The sequence below is a fragment of the Streptomyces malaysiensis subsp. samsunensis genome (assembly GCF_024519315.1).
Taxonomy (GTDB): Bacteria; Actinomycetota; Actinomycetes; order Streptomycetales; family Streptomycetaceae; genus Streptomyces; species Streptomyces malaysiensis.
The window spans coordinates 137,351-154,751 of the sequence record NZ_JANIIC010000004.1; the positions used below are offsets into that span (position 1 = coordinate 137,351).

General features: G+C 71.2%; 20 protein-coding genes and 1 pseudogene. 17 read left to right on the top strand and 4 right to left on the bottom strand.

The window, feature by feature from the left end; genetic code table 11:
* Nucleotide 1 precedes the first annotated feature (1 nt).
* From NQU54_RS04940 to NQU54_RS04950, 3 genes are all read left to right on the top strand, one after another.
* Nucleotides 2-1,441, top strand: coding sequence for an aldehyde dehydrogenase family protein (locus NQU54_RS04940; protein WP_257629938.1), 1,440 nt, complete (start codon nucleotides 2-4; stop codon nucleotides 1,439-1,441).
* Nucleotides 1,434-2,315, top strand: a complete 882-nt coding sequence (locus NQU54_RS04945) for an aldehyde dehydrogenase family protein (protein ID WP_257629939.1) — start codon at nucleotides 1,434-1,436, stop codon at nucleotides 2,313-2,315. Before NQU54_RS04940 ends, NQU54_RS04945 begins: the two co-directional genes overlap by 8 nt.
* A 104-nt stretch (nucleotides 2,316-2,419) precedes the next feature.
* Nucleotides 2,420-2,716, top strand: coding sequence for a CbiQ family ECF transporter T component (locus NQU54_RS04950; protein ID WP_257629940.1), 297 nt, complete (start codon nucleotides 2,420-2,422; stop codon nucleotides 2,714-2,716).
* Nucleotides 2,717-2,767: 51 nt separating this feature from the next.
* On the opposite strand, the gene NQU54_RS04955 is transcribed toward NQU54_RS04950, so the two are convergent.
* Complete coding sequence (locus tag NQU54_RS04955) at nucleotides 2,768-3,508, bottom strand: class I SAM-dependent methyltransferase (protein ID WP_099016329.1); 741 nt, start codon at nucleotides 3,506-3,508, stop codon at nucleotides 2,768-2,770.
* Between the two features lie 124 nt (nucleotides 3,509-3,632).
* Between NQU54_RS04955 and NQU54_RS04960 the strand changes: the two genes are divergently transcribed.
* Entirely contained in the window at nucleotides 3,633-3,764 is a 132-nt protein-coding gene (locus NQU54_RS04960; protein ID WP_257629941.1) for a transposase, read from the top strand.
* Between the two features lie 5 nt (nucleotides 3,765-3,769).
* Complete coding sequence (locus NQU54_RS49970; RefSeq protein ID WP_372505796.1) at nucleotides 3,770-4,030, top strand: transposase; 261 nt, start codon at nucleotides 3,770-3,772, stop codon at nucleotides 4,028-4,030.
* Here NQU54_RS49970 and NQU54_RS04965 read toward each other — a convergent pair.
* Nucleotides 3,945-4,247: pseudogene (locus NQU54_RS04965) on the bottom strand (IS21 family transposase); the annotation flags it as partial. The gene NQU54_RS49970 and the pseudogene NQU54_RS04965 sit on opposite strands and share 86 nt — an antisense overlap.
* A 39-nt stretch (nucleotides 4,248-4,286) precedes the next feature.
* On the opposite strand from NQU54_RS04965, the gene NQU54_RS04970 reads away from it, so the two are divergent.
* Nucleotides 4,287-4,652 (top strand): TetR family transcriptional regulator C-terminal domain-containing protein, encoded by a 366-nt coding sequence (locus tag NQU54_RS04970; RefSeq protein ID WP_372505783.1) that lies wholly within the window; start codon nucleotides 4,287-4,289, stop codon nucleotides 4,650-4,652.
* 105 nt (nucleotides 4,653-4,757) lie between these two features.
* Here NQU54_RS04970 and NQU54_RS04975 read toward each other — a convergent pair whose 3' ends face one another.
* A complete protein-coding gene (locus NQU54_RS04975; protein ID WP_257629942.1) occupies nucleotides 4,758-5,711 on the bottom strand; it encodes a quinone oxidoreductase family protein in 954 nt (317 codons plus the stop codon).
* Between the two features lie 50 nt (nucleotides 5,712-5,761).
* On the opposite strand from NQU54_RS04975, the gene NQU54_RS04980 reads away from it, so the two are divergent.
* Entirely contained in the window at nucleotides 5,762-6,343 is a 582-nt protein-coding gene (locus NQU54_RS04980) for a TetR/AcrR family transcriptional regulator (RefSeq protein WP_069868331.1), read from the top strand.
* Nucleotides 6,344-6,477: 134 nt separating this feature from the next.
* Here the strand turns inward: NQU54_RS04980 and NQU54_RS04985 are convergent, their stop codons facing one another.
* A complete protein-coding gene (locus NQU54_RS04985) occupies nucleotides 6,478-6,630 on the bottom strand; it encodes a hypothetical protein (protein ID WP_167459976.1) in 153 nt (50 codons plus the stop codon).
* A 363-nt stretch (nucleotides 6,631-6,993) separates the two neighbouring features.
* Between NQU54_RS04985 and NQU54_RS04990 the strand changes: the two genes are divergently transcribed.
* The 10 genes from NQU54_RS04990 to NQU54_RS05035 all read left to right on the top strand — a co-directional run bounded on the left by NQU54_RS04990 (nucleotide 6,994) and on the right by NQU54_RS05035 (nucleotide 17,401).
* On the top strand, nucleotides 6,994-7,719 hold the full coding sequence (locus NQU54_RS04990) for a LamB/YcsF family protein (RefSeq protein ID WP_231981714.1): 726 nt from the start codon (nucleotides 6,994-6,996) through the stop codon (nucleotides 7,717-7,719).
* Complete coding sequence (locus NQU54_RS04995) at nucleotides 7,716-8,489, top strand: 5-oxoprolinase subunit B family protein (protein WP_257629943.1); 774 nt, start codon at nucleotides 7,716-7,718, stop codon at nucleotides 8,487-8,489. The genes NQU54_RS04990 and NQU54_RS04995 overlap by 4 nt, the downstream gene beginning before the upstream one ends.
* Complete coding sequence (locus tag NQU54_RS05000) at nucleotides 8,482-9,453, top strand: 5-oxoprolinase subunit C family protein (RefSeq protein ID WP_257629944.1); 972 nt, start codon at nucleotides 8,482-8,484, stop codon at nucleotides 9,451-9,453. The genes NQU54_RS04995 and NQU54_RS05000 overlap by 8 nt, the downstream gene beginning before the upstream one ends.
* Nucleotides 9,454-9,481: 28 nt before the next feature.
* Nucleotides 9,482-10,711, top strand: coding sequence for an aminotransferase class I/II-fold pyridoxal phosphate-dependent enzyme (locus NQU54_RS05005; protein WP_257629945.1), 1,230 nt, complete (start codon nucleotides 9,482-9,484; stop codon nucleotides 10,709-10,711).
* A 285-nt stretch (nucleotides 10,712-10,996) separates the two neighbouring features.
* Nucleotides 10,997-12,322, top strand: a complete 1,326-nt coding sequence (locus NQU54_RS05010; protein ID WP_257629946.1) for an MFS transporter — start codon at nucleotides 10,997-10,999, stop codon at nucleotides 12,320-12,322.
* 61 nt (nucleotides 12,323-12,383) lie between these two features.
* Nucleotides 12,384-13,418, top strand: coding sequence for a M24 family metallopeptidase (locus NQU54_RS05015; RefSeq protein ID WP_257629947.1), 1,035 nt, complete (start codon nucleotides 12,384-12,386; stop codon nucleotides 13,416-13,418).
* 80 nt (nucleotides 13,419-13,498) lie between these two features.
* Nucleotides 13,499-14,311 (top strand): aldo/keto reductase, encoded by an 813-nt coding sequence (locus NQU54_RS05020; RefSeq protein WP_257629948.1) that lies wholly within the window; start codon nucleotides 13,499-13,501, stop codon nucleotides 14,309-14,311.
* A 261-nt stretch (nucleotides 14,312-14,572) separates the two neighbouring features.
* Nucleotides 14,573-15,619, top strand: coding sequence for an NAD(P)-dependent oxidoreductase (locus NQU54_RS05025; protein ID WP_257629949.1), 1,047 nt, complete (start codon nucleotides 14,573-14,575; stop codon nucleotides 15,617-15,619).
* Nucleotides 15,616-16,383, top strand: a complete 768-nt coding sequence (locus NQU54_RS05030) for an SDR family NAD(P)-dependent oxidoreductase (RefSeq protein WP_257629950.1) — start codon at nucleotides 15,616-15,618, stop codon at nucleotides 16,381-16,383. The genes NQU54_RS05025 and NQU54_RS05030 overlap by 4 nt, the downstream gene beginning before the upstream one ends.
* A complete protein-coding gene (locus NQU54_RS05035; protein ID WP_257629951.1) occupies nucleotides 16,376-17,401 on the top strand; it encodes a sugar phosphate isomerase/epimerase family protein in 1,026 nt (341 codons plus the stop codon). The genes NQU54_RS05030 and NQU54_RS05035 overlap by 8 nt, the downstream gene beginning before the upstream one ends.

The window sequence follows — 17,401 nt, forward strand, 5'->3', positions numbered from 1 at the left end:
CATGGCCGACACCACCTTCGCGTATGCCCCCGCACCCGAGTCCCGGGCCGTCGTCTCGCTGCGCCCCGCGTACGGACTGTTCATCGACGGCGCGTTCACACCCCCCACCGAGCGACTGATCACCACGGTCAACCCGGCCGACGAGGAGTCGCTGGCGGAGGTGTCCGTCGCCGACGAGGGGGACGTGGACCGCGCCGTGACCGCCGCCCGGCGGGCCTTCGAGCAGGTATGGTCCCCGATGCCACCCGCCGAGCGCGGCAAGTACCTCTTCCGGATCAGCCGCATCATCCAGGAACGCGCCCGTGAACTGGCCGTCCTGGAGTCCCTGGACAACGGCAAGCCCATCAAGGAGTCGCGGGACGTGGACATCCCGCTGGCCGCCGCGCACTTCTTCTACTACGCCGGCTGGGCCGACAAGCTCGCCCACGCGGGCTTCGGCGCCGCACCCCGGCCACTGGGCGTCGCCGCCCAGGTCATCCCCTGGAACTTCCCCCTGCTGATGCTCGCCTGGAAGATCGCCCCGGCCCTCGCCACGGGCAATACGGTGGTGCTCAAACCGGCCGAGACCACCCCGCTCACCGCCCTGCTGTTCGCCGAGATCTGCCAGCAGGCAGAGCTGCCCCCGGGCGTGGTCAACATCGTCACCGGCGCCGCCGACACCGGACGCGCCCTGATCGCCCACCCCGGCACCGACAAGGTGGCCTTCACCGGTTCCACCGAGGTCGGCCGGGAGATCGCCCGCACGGTGGCGGGCACCCGCAAGAAGCTCACCCTGGAACTCGGCGGCAAGGGCGCCAACATCGTCTACGACGACGCGCCCCTCGATCAGGCCGTCGAGGGCATCGTGAACGGCATCTTCTTCAACCAGGGCCATGTGTGCTGCGCCGGATCCCGGCTGCTGGTCCAGGAGTCCATCGCCGAGGAGGTGCTGCACCGGCTCAAGGAGCGCGTCTCCCGGCTCAGGCTCGGCGACCCGCTCGACAAGAACACCGACATCGGCGCCATCAACTCCGCCGAACAGCTCGCCCGTATCCGCGCCCTCGCCCAGACCGGCCGGGACGAGGGCAGCCAGGACTGGGCCCCCGACTGCGAACTGCCCGCACACGGCTACTGGTTCGCGCCGACCATCTTCACCGGGGTCACCCAGGCCCACCGCATCGCCCGGGAAGAGATCTTCGGACCGGTGCTGTCCGTCCTCACCTTCCGCACCCCGGACGAGGCGGTCGAGAAGGCCAACAACACCCCCTACGGCCTGTCGGCCGGAGTGTGGACCGAGAAGGGAAGCCGCATGCTGTGGACCGCCGGCCGGCTGCGCGCCGGTGTGGTGTGGTCGAACACCTTCAACAAGTTCGACCCCACCAGCCCGTTCGGGGGCTACCGCGAATCCGGGTACGGGCGCGAGGGCGGACGGCACGGACTGGAGGCGTACCTCGATGTCTGAGTTCCCCGTGCCCGCCGCGGCCCGACTGCCGGTGCGCAAGACCTACAAACTGTACCTGGGCGGGGGATTCCCGCGATCCGAGTCGGGGAGGAGCTATCCGGTGACCTCAGCCGAGGGCGAACCGCTGGCCCACGCCGCGCTGGCCTCGCGCAAGGACGCCCGGGACGCGGTGGTCGCGGCCCGCCGCGCGTTCGCCCCGTGGGCCGCCCGTACCGCCTACAACCGCGGACAGATCCTTTACCGCGTGGCCGAGATGATGGAGGGGCGGCGCGCCCAGTTCGTCCAGGAGACCATCGACGCCGAGGGCCTGGATACGGCGCGGGCCGAGGAGGTGGTCTCGGCCGCCGTCGACCGCTGGGTGTACTACGCGGGCTGGACCGACAAGGTCACCCAGGTGCTGGGCGGCACCAACCCCGTCTCGGGGCCGTACGACAACCGCTCCGTACCCGAACCCACGGGGGTGGTGGCGGTCCTCGCGCCACCGAAGTCCCCGCTGCTGGGCCTGGTCTCGGTGATCGCGCCGGTGATCGCGACGGGCAACACGGCGGTGGTGGTGGCGAGCGAGCCGCATCCCCTGCCCGCCGTCACCCTGGCAGAGGCCCTGGCCACCTCGGACCTGCCCGGCGGTGTGGTCAACATCCTCACCGGCCGCCTCGCGGAACTGGCCCCGCCGCTGGCGTCCCACGCGGATGTCAACGCGCTGGACCTGGCGGGAGCCGGTGAGCGGGCGGCCGAACTGGAGGAGGCGGCGGCCACCACCCTCACCCGCGTCCTGAGACCGCGACCGTCCACCGACTGGGCGGCCGCACCGGGGCTGTCCAGGATCACCCCGTTCCTGGAGACGAAGACCGTGTGGCATCCGGTGGGCATCTGACCGCTCCCGCCCGGTGGCGCCCCGGCCCGGGCCCTGTACCGGGGCCGGGGCCGGTCGGCGGCCGAATGTCGACGACCGGATGAAAGGGCGTCGATGACTGGGCGGTGACCCTCGGGCTGACCCTGCGGGCGTTCCCCATATTGAGCCAGGAGTTCCGGGTACTTTTCGCTGCTCGCCGGTTGCGCCCACGCACTGCCGCGACCACCCGGCGGGAGCGTTGGCGTCGATGGCGGAGCGAGGTGATCGACATGCTGGCCACCGCGATGACGGCCTCGCTGAGGCGCGCCGACGAGATGGGCGACGCGATCACCGCCCGGGGTGGCTCGGGTCAGATCTCAGACCGGCCGTCGCGACCGATGCCGAGTGATGCCGTCGCCCTCACCGTGGTGCTGGCCCTGTGAGTGGTGTCCGTCGTGATCCAGTGGTGCCTTCATGTCTCGGCGCGGCGGAACTTACGGTTTGTGGGTTACCCAGAGCAGTTCCGCCGGCCAGCGGTGTGCCCAGTCGGGTGGGTCGGTTTCGTTGTAGCCGTTGGGTGTTCCGAGTTCGGGCCGCGGCTCGATGAGGTCGTCGATGATGAGACCCGCGCCGCGCAGGACCTTGACCCAGTCGCCGTAGGTGAGCTGATAGCTGGTCGCGCCGTTGTCTTCGGCGATGGTGTTCAGCCCGAAGTAGTCCTGCTGGAGCGTCGTGGTCACGCGGCTGGCGGCTTCGTCGTAGCAGGCTTCGAACCATGGGCTGGCGACGTTGAACACCAGGCGCCCGCCGCGGCCCAAGACGCGTGCGGCCTGCGGGACGGCTAGGTGCGGGGGCGCCCAGCTGAGCCCACCGAAGTCGCAGAACACCAGGTCGAAGCTGTCGGCGGCGAAGGGGAGTTGTTCGGCGGCGCCTTGCACCAGCGGGTAGCGGGCCGCTCCCATCGCGCGGGCCGCTGCGGCGAGTTGGGCTTCGGACAGGTCGAGCCCGACCACGGTGGCGCCCTCGGCGGCGAGCGCCCTGGACCACTGGCCGGCGCCGCAGCCGAGTTCGAGGACGCGCTTGCCGGTGACGTCGCCCAGGGCGTGCAGGTGCGCGTCGGGGATGGAATACATGCCCCACAGCCGGGGTGTGGCGCCGATTTGCGGGTCGTGCTCGTGCTGGTAGGCGCTGCTGATCTGGTTCCAGAGCCGCCGGTTGGCGGGGATGCTGTCCACGTGCCGACTCCAGCACTGCCTGCCGGGGGCGGTCAACACGATTAGGGCACTCGCCGGCCCTCGCCTCGGTCCGACCCTGGCTCGGCCCATGATCCGCCGGACGAGCCCTGGGTAGTGTCTTCACATGGCATCGTTGGTGGATCATGGTGTGGTGATACGTCGCCATGAACTGTCCGATGCCGAGTGGGAGTTCGTCCGGCCACTGCTGCCCGAGTCGTTGCGGGGCGGAAGCGGCTGGACGACCGCAGGGTCCTGAACGGGATCGTATGGAAGTTCCGGACTGGGACGGCCTGGCGGGATGTGTCCGACCGTTACGGGCCGTGGGCCACGCTGCATACGCGTTTCCGCAGGTGGGCGGTGGACGGGAGGTTCGACGGGTGTGTCGGTCGGTTCCACGATCGTCCGCGCCCACCAGCTCGGGATCGGCCGGCAGTCAGGTGCGGATGGTCATGCCGTAGTGCCGCCCGATCTCGACGATGTCCGGGTTGCGGACCGCGATGTTCGCGATGTGCTCGGTCGTGACGGTCCTCTCGTTGTCCGTGAGCGCGTAGGTGGGGACGCCGCCGATCCGCCGCAGGGTGGCATCCAGGCAGGCCACGATGGTCGGCAAGGTCTTGTCGAAGACCGGGATGACGACCCGGAACCGTGACCAGGCCAGCCATGCGCACCACAGCGATGTACGTCGTCCGCCGCTGCGCGGGCCCTCGCCCCAGCCCCATTGCAGCCAGAGCGCCGGTTCTCGGGCGGCCGCCGTGCGAGCGCATACCTGGCCCGGGCCATGGAGGAGCCGACCGCCCTCGGTGTCGCCACCGCGATCCTGGCCGGCACCGTCCGGACCACCACCCGCCCGGCCAGTCCCCGCGGATGCCTGGGCGTCCAGGGCGCCCTGACCGCCAGCGACTCCGGGCAGGAAGTCTGTGACCTCCTCGTCGCCTGGCGCAACGACGGCTACTCCCGCGTCCGGGAGCGGTTCCAGCGGGCCGTCGACGACGGCGACCTGCCCGCGGAGACCGATCCGGGGCTGCTGGCCCGCTATGTCACCACCTTCGCCTACGGCATCGCCGTACAAGCCGCGAGCGGTGTCGGCCGCGATGAACTCCAGGAGATGGCCGACGCCGCCCTGCGCAACTGGCCACTCTTCTGAGCTCGTGGCCCCTCTCGGCTCATCCCGGCGCCGCCGCCCCCGAGAGCGCACTACCGGCCACCGTCACGGGGCACGGGGCACGGGTCATGGGTCACGGATCATGGGTCACGGGAACAGCAGCAGTTTCCCTGTGGTCGTACGCGACTCGATGTCCGCGTGGGCCTTTGCCGCCTCCGCCAGCGGGTAGCGGCCACCGATCCGGACGATCAGCTCGCCCCTCTCGACGAGCGCGAACAACTCGGCCGTGCGCGCCCTGAGTTCCTCGGGTGTGCGGACATGGTCCTCGGTCACGGGGTAGGTGAGGCGGGTGCTGCGGGGGATGTCGTTCATCGCGATGGTCGGCACATCACCGATCAGCGGCCCGTAGAACACCATCGTGCCGTGTGTACGCAGTACTCGCAGCGATGCGGCGAAAGTGGTCGCCCCGGCGCCGTCGAACACCACATGCACACCCTCGCCGCCGGTCAGCTCGCGCACCGGCTCCACGAACGCGTCACCGGTGGAGACCAGGACGTGGTCGGCGCCCGCGTCGGCGGCGGACCTGACCTTCTCCGGTCGCGACACCAGGCCGATCACGGTGCCGCCGCGCGCCTTGACGATCTGGGTGAGCAACATCCCGACCCCGCCGGCGGCCGCGTGCACCAGCGCGACATCCCCCGGTCGCACCGGGTGGGACACGGTGGCGAAGTGGTGCGCGGACAGGCCCTGCACGAGCAGGGCCGCGGCCGTCTCGTCGTCGACGGCGTCGGGCACCGGGACGACGCCGTCCGCCGGGAGCACGATCCGCTCGGCGTAGCTGCCGTGGCTATTCGTCAGCCACGCGACCCGATCACCCGGGGCGAACCCGTGCACGCCCTCGCCCGTCTCCGCCACCACACCCACACCCTCCGCGCCCGGCACCTCGGCCAGGGCCTGTCCGCGGATGGCGGTGTCGAAGAAGTTCACACCCGCCACGCGAACGTCCACCAGAACATCTCCCGGGCCCGGACGAGGTGCCGGCCGCCCGCGCAGCCGCAACACCTCCGGTCCCCCTGCCTCGTTGATGACAATCGCTCTCATGCGGGCGAAGGTATGTTCCAAAAAATGTACCTGCAAGTACACTTTGGTCCGTGACCACCAGGAAAGGCGCCGCGACCCGCCTGCGCATCGTCGAAGCCGCCGCGGCCGAGATCCGGGAACGCGGCACGAACGCCACCACGCTCGATGACGTATGCCGGCGCAGCGACACCGGCAAGGGGCAGATGTTCTACTACTTCCCCGATGGTCGGGAGCAGCTCCTGCTCGCGGTCGCCGAGCTCGAAGCCGAGCGTGTCTTCGATGATCAGGAGCCCTACCTGAGCGAGCTCACCTCGCGCGCGGCATGGGAGGCGTGGCGTGACCTCATCGTCGAGCGCTACCGCGACCAGGGGCTGCACTGCCCGCTCGGGGTGCTGATCGCCGACGTGGGCCGGTACAGCCCGGCCGCGCAGGCCGTATCGGCGCAACTGGTGCGTCGGTGGCAAGAGTGCGTCCGCGCCGGCATCGAGGCCACGCAAACGGCCGGCGAAGCCGATCCGGCCCTCGATCCCGACCGTACGGCCGCGGCCGTGATCGCCGCCGTGCAAGGCGGTGTCACCGTCCTGCTCTCCACCGGCTCCGCGGAACATCTGGAGGCCGGGCTGAACCTCTGCCTCGACCACCTGTTGACGTAGAGCGACAAGCGCCAGCAGTGACGCCCGGCCCTCGGCCTGTCCTCGGCCTGCCCTGCACCCGCCGCGGAAGGCGAAGCGCCTGCCGGCCCCGTCGGCAGGCGCTCACGCGAGATCGAGGTTCATACCCGGGGGTGTCAGGTGAAAAGCACCATGTAGGACGAGGTGAGCCCTGAGATCAGCCAGAACGATCCAAACGTGATACCGACGATGATCAGTACCGCGAGCGCGCTGTCGATCTTTTCCACCAGCGGAGTCGGAGGCTTGGACTCCAGGTCATGTGAACTCATTCCCTCAACATATGACAAGAAGTATGTGTGTGTGGCGCCTCGTTAAGGTTTCTGTGGCCGCCGGTTCACCGGACCCGGCGTCGACGTGCTGGGAGCGGTGTCGCAGGTGGTGGGGGTGCGGATCGCCCTCGACGCCGTGCGCACCCCATCGCGAACGCCTATGCGGCCATGGGGCTTCGTGATGTGACCTTCTGTCCCGACCCCGCCGGATCTAGCGTCTGACCTGGACACGGTCCCTGTTCGGACCTGTTGATACGAGCGCCGGACGCGGTTCGGCGCCGTCCCGAACCGGCAGGAAAGGAGCCTCACGTGCCTGTCGTCGATCTGGTCGCCGATCTCGGAGAGAGTTTCGGGGCCTACACCATGGGCAATGACGCCGAACTGCTGAAACTGCTGACCTCCGCGAATGTCGCGTGTGGATTTCACGCGGGCGACCCGCGGGTCATGGACGCGACCGTACGGGCCTGTGTGGAGCGCGGCGTCGGCGTCGGCGCACACCCCAGCTTCCCCGACCTGGTGGGCTTCGGGCGCCGGGCGATGGACCTGACCCCGGACGAGGTGCGCACCGATGTGCTGTACCAGATCGGGGCGCTGGCCGCGTTCACCCGTGCGCACGGCACCCGCGTCGGGCACCTGGCACCGCACGGACGCCTGGGCAACCTCGTGGTCACCCGGCGGGACTACGCCGAGGCGGTCGCGGACGCGGTCGAGGCGTTCGACCCGTCCCTGGTGATCCTCATGCAGGAGGGCGAGATGGCCGCCGTGGCGCGCGAGCGCGGTCTGCGGATGGCCATGGTGGGCATCGCCGACCGCGCCTACGAGGACGACGGCACACTGGTGTCCCGATCCGAGCCCGGAGCCGTGCTCCACGACCCGGACGAGGTCACCCGCCGGACCGTGCGGATGGTGACCGAAGGGGTCATCACCAGCCGGAACGGCACCGACATACCGGTGCGCACGGACTGTGTGCAGCTGCACGGCGACGGTCCCGCGGCGCTGGAGCTCGCGACACGCATCCGTGGCGAACTCCGGGCCGCAGGGGTCCACCTGGCGTCGCTGGACGAGGTGCTGGGCGCGCGGGCCGCATGACGGACACGTGGACAGCGACCACGGTCGCCATCTCGCCGTGTGGCGACGCCGCTCTGCGCGTCACCGTCGACGGTGCCGACACCGACCGGGTGTGGGCGGCCGTGCACCGGCTCGCGGGATGGCTCAATCACGGTGTGATCGGCCCCTCGGTGACGGCCGTCCCGACCTACGACGCGGTGCTCGTGGAATTCGACCCGTACCACACGACGGGGGAGTTGATCGCGTCGCACATCCGCGCATGGGACACCACGGCCGGCGAGCACGAGGAGAGCGCCGGCGCCGTCCTCGACGTGCCGGTGCTGTTCGGCGGCGAGGCGGGCCCCGACCTGGAATGGGTCGCCGAGGTGGTCGGCCGGCCGGTGCCGGAGGTCATCGACCTCGTCTGTGTCAAGGAGCACCTCATCCGCTGCCTCGGCGGCCCGGCCGCGTCGGCCATGATGGACGGACCCGACTTCGACGTGCCCATCCCGCGGCTGGCGACCCCGCGGCTGCGGGTGCCGCCGGGCGCGGTCTCCGTCGCGGGTCGGCAGGCGGTCATCGGCCCCGTCGCCGCGCCGAGCGGCTGGCGGCAGATCGGACGCACCCCCCTGGACATCCTGCGAACCGACAGCCACTCCGGGACCGGCACCCACCCCGACACCGACGGCCACCCCGACCTCGACACCGTCGTACCGTACCGGCCGGGGGACCGGGTGCGGTTCCTGCCGATCGACGAGGCCGGCTACGCCGACCTGCTCGGCGCCGCGATGGGGCCCCGCCACGATGGCTGACCGCCCCGAGCTCCGGGTCGAGTCCGCGACGGCGTGCGTGGTCACCGACCTCGGCCGGGTCGCGGGTCCCGCGCGTGGCCTGGCCGTCAACGGCGCGCTCGACCAGTTCGCCGCCCGCGCCGCGAACGCGCTGGTCGGCAACGCGCCCACGGCCCCGCTCATGGAGGCCACCGGCTTCGGTGTCACCCTCCGCCCCAGCCATGACGTCCTGATGTCCATCACCGGCGCGCCCGCCGAGCCCACCGTCGACGGCCGGTCGCACCCGGCCTGGGCGCCGCTGTCGGTGCGCGCCGGCGAGAAGGTGCGGGTGGGCATCTCCGACGCGGGGCTGCGCGCCTACGTCGCCGTGCACGGGTCCTTCGACGTTCCCCGGCTGATGGGGAGCTGCGCACCGGACTCGATGATCGGGTTCGGCACCCATGTCACCTCCGGCACCTCCCTGTCCCTGTTCCGCTCTCACCCACCGCTGGTCAACCGGCGTTTCGGCGCCACCGTGTTCGACTTCGGCATTCCCCGCGACGTCGGCCGTGTGTCCGCGGTGCTCGACGCGGTCGACGGGCCCGATGCCGCCGAATTCGGCCCGGGACTCCAGCGGTTGTACGACTCCCGGTACACGGTCACCCCGCGCATCGACCACGTCGGGCTGCGCGTGGCCGGGCATGTGCCCCAGCGTTCGATCACCGGCGAGGTGCTGTCCCGCGGTGTGCCGATCGGGGCGGTCGAGGCTCCGGCGGGCGATGAACTGCTCGTCCTGATGCGCGGCCGTGGAATCACCGCGGGATACCCGGTGCTCGCGGTGCTCACCTCGCGCGCACTGGACAACGCGGCGCAGCTCAGGCCGGGGCAGCAGATCCGCTTCCGCCGGACGACCGCCGCCGCGGCCACCGCCGCCTACCTGGAGCGACGACGGCTCCTGGACCGGATCGCACTGCGGGCGCGCACCGCCTTCGCGGAACTCCGCTGACCCCTCCCACCATCGAAGGAGAAAAGGGATGCCCCTTTCCGAAACCCTCCCGGGGCCCGCCCCCGCCGAACGGATGTCGCGCGTCAAGGAGTCCCCGAGTTCCCAGGTCGCGGACCGGGTGCGGGCCTTCCGGGCGGAGGGCCGCAAGGTCCTCCCGCTGACCATCGGCGAGCCCGATTTCGACACGCCGGACCATGTGAAGGACGCGGCGATCGCCGCGATCCGCGCGGGTGAGACCAAATACACCTCGGCGAACGGCACGCCCGCGCTTCAGAAGGCGATCACCTCCCGTCTGCTGCGGAAGACCGGGCAGTCCTACGCGACGGACGAGATCTGCGTCGGCGGCGGCGCCAAGCAGCTCATCTTCCTGGCCTTCATGGCGACGCTGGACGAGGGCGACGAGGTGATCGTCCCGGCCCCGTACTGGGTGTCCTATCCGGACATGGTCTCGGTGAACGGCGGGCGCCCCGTGATCGTCGGCACCACGGCCGGGGAAGGGTACAAGCTCACCCCGGACCGGCTGCGCGCGGCCATCACCGAGCGGACGAAATGGGTCGTGCTGAACACGCCCAACAACCCGACCGGCGCGGTCTACGGCGAGGAGGAGTTGCGCGGGCTCACCGACGTCGTCCGCGCCCACCCGCACCTGTCGATCCTCTGCGACGAGATCTACGACGAGATCAACTTCGGTGCGCGGCCGGTCCCCAGCGCCGTGACCGTCGCCCCCGACCTTCGGGAACGCGTCTTCCTCGTCAACGGCGTGTCCAAGGCGTACGCCATGACCGGGTGGCGGATCGGCTACGGCGCCGGTGCGGCGCGGCTGTGCGCGGCGCTCGGCACGCTCCAGTCGCAGAGTTCGTCGTGCCCGTCCTCGGTGAGCCAGGCGGCGGCGGTCGCCGCCCTGGACGGCGGACGGGAGTTCATCGACCGCACGGTCGCCATCTACACCGAGCGCCGGGACCTGCTCGTGTCCGGGCTCGACGCGATCGACGGGCTGCGCCCGGCGGTTCCCGAGGGCGGCTTCTACGTGTGGACGGACGCCTCCGCGCTGACGGGCGCCGTGACCCCCTCGGGCACGCGGATGACCTCCGACGCCGATCTCGCGGAGCACTTCCTGGAGACCTCTGGAGTCGTGGTGATCACGGGTGACTCCTATGGCTGCCCGGGGCATTTCAGGGCCAGCTTCGCATTGTCCTCCGACACCATTCGAGAAGCCGTGGCGGGGCTCGCGCATTCGGTGTCCCTGCTGCGCCGCTGAGAAATATCCGGACCGCGGGAGGCACTTCGCGGCCGACAGAAATAAGATTCCGCGATGGCGGCATAGGAAGCCCAGTTGGACATGTGCCGAGGTATACCCACCGGCAATACCGAGGAAATAATGACGGGCCAGCGTACCTGGTGCCGGTGACCCGCCGCACCGCAAAAGCGCGGCCAGCGTCCGGGCTTTTCTCGAGGAGCCACGGAGCGGGTTGGTCCCGATGACCGGTCGGCCGGCGTCAACTTTCAGGTGACGACGACGTCACCTTCGTGAAAGGTAGTGCCCGTGAACAGCAAGGTCTCCGCGGCTCCGCCGCTCGCCCCAACGTCCCCGACCGGCCCCCGGGCGACGAAGGTGTCCATCATCGGTGGTCTCGTCGGTGTCTTCATCGAGCTGTACGACAACGCCGTCTACGGCTTCGTGGCCGGCACCCTCGCGGTGGTGTTCTTCCCCAGCGACGCTCCCACCACGAGTGTCCTGCTGACCTTCGTGGCCTTCGCCATCCCCTTCTTCTTCCGGCCGGTGGGCGCCGCGGTCGCCGGGTCGTGGGGGGACCGGATAGGCCGCAAACGCGTCCTGCTCGTGCTCATCACCCTGATGAGCCTGTCCACCGCCCTGGTCGGCGCCCTGCCGAGCTATGGCGCGGCGGGCGTCTGGGCGCCGATCGGTCTGGTGCTGCTGCGGTTCGTCCAGGGCTTCGCGATGGGCGGCGAGCCCGGCAACGGCAACTCGTTCCTCGCCGAGCACGCCGGTGAGGGGCGCCGGGGACGCGTGGTCAGCTACGCCAACGCCGCCACGTTCATCGCGATGCTGCTCGGCACCCTCTTCGCCGCCGTGCTCACCGCGACGCTCAGCACCTCGTCCATGGAGGCGTGGGGCTGGCGGCTGCCGTTCCTGCTCGCCCTGCCGCTCGGTGTGGTGGGTCTGGTCGTCCGGCGGCTGTCGGACGAGTCGCCGGAGTTCGTCGAGGCCGAGGAGGAGGGCGAGGTGACCCGCAGCCCGCTGAAGGAGGCGTTCACCTCTCCCGAGATCCTTCGCGCGATGGGGCTGACCATCGTGCTGCCGCTGCTCAACAGCTCCGGCTACTTCGTCCTCTTCATCTACATGCCGTCGTACATGAAGAACGAGATGCACTTCTCGGCCGTGGAGGGGCTGCTCGTCACGGCCATCATGCTGGCCGTCGGTACGTTCGCGGTGCTCCTCGCCGGACGGCTGTCGGACCGGGTGGGCCGCAAGAAGATGCTCAGCACCTCGGCGTTCGGCATGGTCGTCATCGGCTTCCCCTGCTACTGGCTGCTGACGCGGGGTTCCCTCGCCACGGCGGTGGTCGGCGCGGTGCTCATGTCCGTGTGTTTCGCCGGCACCAACGGCGTGATGCAGGTGACGCTCGCGGAGCTGTTCCCCACCCGCGTGCGCACCGTGGCCTACGGCGTCGGCTACAACCTCGGCACCGCGATCTTCGGCGGTGCGGCTCCCCTGCTGGTGGCGTCGCTCATCGCCGCGACCGGCAGCATCTGGATTCCCGCGATCTACCTCGTACTGACCTCCGCCGTCGCCGGATTCACCGCGCTGCGCATCCGCGAGACGGCCTTCGAACCCCTCAAGCGCTGAGGGCGTCATCAGCCGGACAGCACACCGCTCACCACACATTTTCCGAAAGGACGGTGGTCTCGTGGCGACAGCGGCCACACGCCAGGCCGGAGCCGGACTCGACAGACTCCGCGGACAGTTGGACAAGGCGGGCTTCACGGCCCTGCTGCTGACCTCGCCCGGAGGGCGCCGGTACGTGCTGGGGGCCGCTCCCGTCCACGCCGACGCGACCGCCGTCCTGCTCACCACCGACGGCACGGTGGCCACCGCGGTCGGCGACCTCTCCGCCGCGGTCGACGCCGTGCTGCGGGCGGCCGGTGTCGCGGACGGGGTGGTCGGCGCGGAAGCCGATCTGCCGTGGGAGGTCTTCGGGCAGGCCGGCGGCTCGGGTGTGCGGCTGCGCCCCGCCGCCGACCTGGTCTTCGCCGAACTGGCCTGCTGCCAGCCCGATGAGCTCCCGGCGTTCGCCGCCGCCGCCGAGGTCACCGCCGTCGGCTATACGGCGGTCATGGACCATCTGCACGTCGGCATGGACGTACGGGAGTTGTCGGGCAACGTCGACCGGTCGATCCGCCGCGCCGGTGGCCTGCTGGGGTGGTACGACCCGTACGGCGCGGCCGGGGCGGCCGGTTCGGATCTGGTGACCGTCCGGGGTCACGACCCCGGCACCGCACGGCTGACCGCCACCACCCCGCTCCGCTATGTGCTGCACCCGCTGCTGAACGGGGTCGCGGGGTACGCCGCCGCGACCGCCGTGCTCAGCCGGGCCGACGGGCCGCTGCGTACCGCCGGCGACACGTGTGCCGCCGCGACGGCCGCGCTGCTGGCGGCGCTGCGACCGGGCGCCCCGCTGCGCGAGGGCTGTGCCGCGTTCGAGCGCGAGACCGGCGAGCACCCGGCGGCCTGCCGGATCGTCGGGCTGCGCGGCGGCGGGGCGTCGCCGCCACTGCCGCCCGACAGCGCGGTGATCGCAGAGCCCGGCATGGTGCTCGGGGTGCGGACCGAGGTACCGGTGCCCGGCCGGGGCGCGGTCGAACTGGCGGAGACCGTCGTGGTGACCGCCTCGGGCGCGGAGCCGCGGGCGGGGACGCCGCTGCGCCTCGTCGAACTGTACTGACCCACCGAACCGCCACGACGGTACGGCCCGCGCGAGGGCGCGGCCTTGCCGACCGTGTGAACCATAGGAGGCAAACCGTCATGGACACGACCCTCCCGTCCGGAGCGAACGGGGTGCCCACGGCCGACGCGGGCGGCCGCGCCATGCCGCTGATCGGCTTCGGCACCCATCCGATGCGCGGCGACCAGGCCACCGAGGCCGTGCTGACCGCGCTCTCGGTCGGCTACCGGCTCGTCGACACCGCCACCCGCTACCGCAACGAGGCGGCCGTCGGAGCGGCCCTCGCGGCCACCGACCTGCCCCGCTCCGACCTGTTCGTGACCACCAAGATGCCGCCCGACCAGGTCGGCAGGGAACGGCTGACGCTGGAGCGGAGCCTTGCCGCGCTGGGCTGCGACTACCTCGACCTGTGGCTGATCCACTGGCCGCCGGGCGGATATCCGGGCGTCACCAGCTGGCGGGAGTTCGTCCGTGCCCGCGAGGAGGGCCTGGTACGGGCCATCGGGGTGAGCAACTACTCGGTGGCGCTCATCGACGCGCTGCACGAGGAGACCGGGGTGTACCCGGCCGTCAACCAGGTGCAGTGGGGGCCGGGCGACCACGACCCGGACTTCGCCGAGGCGATGCGCCGCCGCGGAGTGGTGCTCAGCGCGCACAGCCCGCTGCGCAGCACCGATCTGGACCATCCGGTGCTCGTGGACATCGCGCGGCGGTACGACCGCTCGGCGCGCGACATCGTCCTGGCCTGGAACCTGTGTCACCGGGTCGCGGTGACCGTGAAGTCCGCCCACCGCGACCGGATGGAGCGGAACCTGTCCGCGGCCGGCCTCACGCTGTCCCCGGCCGACGTCGAGGCCATCGACGGCCTCTCCATGGCGATGACAGCGCGCTGACCCCACCGGCCGGCGCCCGGTGACACCGGAATGCCGGCCGGTCCGGCATGCGAATATCACGGCGGCCGGACCATCCGGGGCCGTCATATTCGCATGCCTTTCACCGAGGGCCGCACACATCCCGCTTACGCCCTCCTGAACCCTTCCATCGGCAATTGTGATGCCGCCATGCGGAATCCCTCTTCGCCTTTTTCCAGCGGATCCGCGTGCCTACGCTCGGAGGGAGGTTCCCCGATCTCCCGATCCCCGAGAAAGGCCGTCGTGGTTTATCAGGTCGTGGTCACACGAGGTTATGCCCAGCCGGACGGGAGCACCGTATTCGGTGATATCGGACTCTCCCGGCTCACCGACGCCGGACTGGCATGGCGGGTGCTGGAGGAGGAGGTCGAGGAGGTGCGGGCCGACCAACTGGAAGGGGCGGACGCGGTCCTCGTACTCGGGCCCGAGCGGGTCACGGAAGCGTCCATACCGGCGTCGGGGCGGCTGCGGCACATCGCACGGTTCGGAGCCGGTTTCGACGCCGTCGACACCGACGCCTGCACCCGGCGCGGTGTCCTGGTGACCAATACCCCCGACGCGGTGCGCCGCCCGGTGGCCGACTCCGTGGTCGCCCTGCTGTACGCCCTGTCGCACCACCTGGTCGTCAAGGACCGGTTGGTGCGGGAGGGACGGTGGGCGGAGCGCGCCCGGTGGCGTGGCTCGGGGCTGACCGGCGCGACGGCGGGCATCGTCGGGCTCGGTGGCATCGGACTGGAGACCGCGCGCCGGCTGCGTGCGCAGGGGCTGCGCGTGCTGGGGTACAACCGCGGCGACCGCGGCCGGGAGGCGGCCGATATCGGCATCGAACTCCGCCCGCTGGACGAGGTCCTGGCGGCGAGCGACTACGTGATCGTCACGGTCGCCGCCAACCCCGGCACACGGCACTTCATCGGGGAGCGGGAACTCGCGCTGATGCGGCCGACCGCCCGTTTGATCAACGTGTCGCGCGGTGTGGTGGTCGACGAGGAGGCGCTGGTCGCGCGGCTGTCGGACGGCCGGCTGGCCGGTGCGGGCCTGGACGTGTTCACCGAGGAGCCGCTGACCGCGGACAGCCCGCTGACCGCGCTGGACAACGTCGTCCTCGCCCCGCATTCCCTGTGCTGGACGGACCAGTACACCGCCGCGGTCTCGGCGAGCGTGACGGCGTCGCTCATCGCGGTGAGCCATGGCCGGCAGCCCCGCGAGACGGTCAACGGCCCCTTCCCGGCGGGCACCTGGCCCGGTACGCGGGCCTGTGGTGGCAACGAGGACGAGAGGGACAGGACATGACGGAGAACGTCGGACGCCGCCGTACGGCGGTCATCACGGGAGCGGCGTCGCGGCGGGGCATCGGCCGCGCGCTGGCGGGGCGGCTGGCGTCCGCGGGCTGGGGGCTCGGCCTACTCGACATCGACGGGGAGGTCGAGAAGGCCGCGGTCGCGCTCCGCGCCGAGCACGGTGTCCCCGCGGTCGGCGCGGTCGCGGACATCGCCGACCCCGACTCCGTCCATGCCGCCGTCTCCGCTTTCGAGGCTGAACTGCCGCCCGTCGCGGCGTTGGTGAACGGTGCGGGCGTCAGCTCGCCGGTGCCGTTCCTCGAAGCGGACCTCGCCACCTGGGAACGTGTCATGCGGACCAACGCCACCGGCACGTTCGTGGTGAGCAGGCGCATCGTGCCCGGCATGGCCGAACGCGGCTACGGCCGGGTGGTGAGCCTCGGTTCGACGGCGATGCAGAACGGCGGCGGCACCTACAGCAAGTCCGTGTACGCCGCGTCCAAGGGCGCGATCGAGGCGTTCAGCCGCGCGCTCGCGCTGGAGGTGGCGCCACGGGGGGTGACGGTCAACGTGGTCGCGCCGGCCACCATCGACACCGACATCATGGGCGGCCGGATCACCGACGACCGCAAACCCGCGTTCCTGGCCCAGCTCCCCGTCGGGCGGCTCGGCACGACACATGATGTCGCCGCGCTCATCGAGTTCCTCGTCGGCGAGGAAGCCGGGTACATCACCGGCGCGACCTACAACATCAACGGGGGTCTTCGCATTGGCTGAGACCCCGGCGCCCCCGGCGGCGCCCGCACCCCGCACCCCCGCCCGGACCGAGCGCCCGTCCCTGGCCGTACCGTCCCGCATCCCCGCGCCGCACGCGCCGCGGGACTGGCCGATCGCCGCCGCCATGCTCCAGTTCCCGCCGCACGCGGCGGACGGCACCCCGGTGGCGGAGCTGGAGCCCGGCGAGTGGCGCCGCCTCCTCCAGCCCGTCGTCGACGAGGGGTTCACCCATCTGGAACTGTCCACCGCCTGGCTGCCCCTGGGCGACCTGGACCGATCCCGGCTGACCGCGCTGCGCGACGTCCTGGACGACGCCGGGCTCGCGGTACCCGGTGTCGGCGTCGTCCGGCGCAGCGTGCTGCACCCGGAGCGCGGGGGAGACAACCTCGCCTTCTCGCACCGGACCATCGACGCGGCCGCCGCCCTCGGCGCGGACGTCGTGTGCCTCGGACTCCATGACACCCTGAGCCCGGAGCAGCGCCGTGCGCTGTGGTTCTGGACGGTCCCGGGCGGCGATGTGCCCCCGTCCGCCGACCCCGAGGCGCGCGCACTGGCCGTCCGTCTCTTCCGGGAGCTCGGCGACCACGCCGCCGACGCCGGGGTGGAACTCTCCCTGGAACTGTACGAGGGCACCTACCTGGGCAGCGCCGACGAAGCGGTCCGGTTCCTCGACGACATCGGCCACGACAAGGTCGGGCTCAATCCCGACCTCGGCAACCTGCTGCGCGCGCAACGGCCGGTCGACACCTGGGAGTACCTGGTCTCGGTGACCGCGCCTCGCACCAACTACTGGCACGTCAAGAACTACGCCCGCCTGGAGGACCCGGCCACCGGCACCGTCCTCACCCACCCCACCTCCCTCGAACTGGGGGTCATCGACTACCGCGCCGCGGTCCGCTACGCGATCTCCCACGGCTTCGGTGGCACCTTGGTGGTCGAGCACTACGGCGGTGACGGCCTGAGTGTGGGCGCCACCAACGCCGCGTATCTGAGGCGCGTCCTGCCCCGGGCTCGCTGA

What these genes read in the sequence shown, in the direction of transcription:
- NQU54_RS05000 (WP_257629944.1), top strand. Translation starts at nt 8,482, where the DNA reads ATGGCTGACCGCCCCGAGCTCCGGGTCGAGTCCGCGACGGCGTGCGTG.
- NQU54_RS05020 (WP_257629948.1), top strand. Translation starts at nt 13,499, where the DNA reads ATGGACACGACCCTCCCGTCCGGAGCGAACGGGGTGCCCACGGCCGAC.
- NQU54_RS04990 (WP_231981714.1), top strand. Translation starts at nt 6,994, where the DNA reads ATGGGCAATGACGCCGAACTGCTGAAACTGCTGACCTCCGCGAATGTC.
- NQU54_RS04945 (WP_257629939.1), top strand. Translation starts at nt 1,434, where the DNA reads ATGTCTGAGTTCCCCGTGCCCGCCGCGGCCCGACTGCCGGTGCGCAAG.
- NQU54_RS04985 (WP_167459976.1), bottom strand. Translation starts at nt 6,630, where the DNA reads ATGAGTTCACATGACCTGGAGTCCAAGCCTCCGACTCCGCTGGTGGAA.
- NQU54_RS04960 (WP_257629941.1), top strand. Translation starts at nt 3,633, where the DNA reads ATGGCATCGTTGGTGGATCATGGTGTGGTGATACGTCGCCATGAACTG.
- NQU54_RS04995 (WP_257629943.1), top strand. Translation starts at nt 7,716, where the DNA reads ATGACGGACACGTGGACAGCGACCACGGTCGCCATCTCGCCGTGTGGC.
- NQU54_RS04940 (WP_257629938.1), top strand. Translation starts at nt 2, where the DNA reads ATGGCCGACACCACCTTCGCGTATGCCCCCGCACCCGAGTCCCGGGCC.
- NQU54_RS04970 (WP_372505783.1), top strand. Translation starts at nt 4,287, where the DNA reads ATGGAGGAGCCGACCGCCCTCGGTGTCGCCACCGCGATCCTGGCCGGC.
- NQU54_RS05005 (WP_257629945.1), top strand. Translation starts at nt 9,482, where the DNA reads ATGCCCCTTTCCGAAACCCTCCCGGGGCCCGCCCCCGCCGAACGGATG.
- NQU54_RS04975 (WP_257629942.1), bottom strand. Translation starts at nt 5,711, where the DNA reads ATGAGAGCGATTGTCATCAACGAGGCAGGGGGACCGGAGGTGTTGCGG.
- NQU54_RS05030 (WP_257629950.1), top strand. Translation starts at nt 15,616, where the DNA reads ATGACGGAGAACGTCGGACGCCGCCGTACGGCGGTCATCACGGGAGCG.